This window comes from Bacillus sp. SIMBA_008 (assembly GCF_046535495.1).
Lineage (GTDB): Bacteria > Bacillota > Bacilli > Bacillales > Bacillaceae > Bacillus > Bacillus subtilis.
On sequence record NZ_JAWRWL010000743.1, the window covers coordinates 1 to 259 of the forward strand.

Consider the following 259-nt stretch of genomic DNA (forward strand, 5'->3'; position numbering starts at 1 on the left):
TCTACACTTCCGCTTATATCTCCGATTAACACCTTATCGACACCACAATCTTGTACAAGTTCTAAGTACGCTTTAAGCGGGCGCATATTGCGGTGCTTTTCTAACGTTGGTAAGCCTTCATATAACGGACCACGTTTTTCATCATCTCCCGGAATAAATGCCATCGTTTTTATTCCGCACTCATGTAAGTATTCGTTTTGTTTTTGTAAGAAGGACTTTGCTAATCCTGTTTCTGGACGCGGATAAAAATTATGCCATG

The 259-nt window shown here is 40.5% G+C and carries 1 protein-coding gene; it reads right to left on the reverse strand.

The window, feature by feature from the left end; genetic code table 11:
- On the reverse strand, nucleotides 1-259 hold a 259-nt coding region (locus SB658_RS25245), incomplete at both ends, for a MupG family TIM beta-alpha barrel fold protein (RefSeq protein ID WP_410603168.1).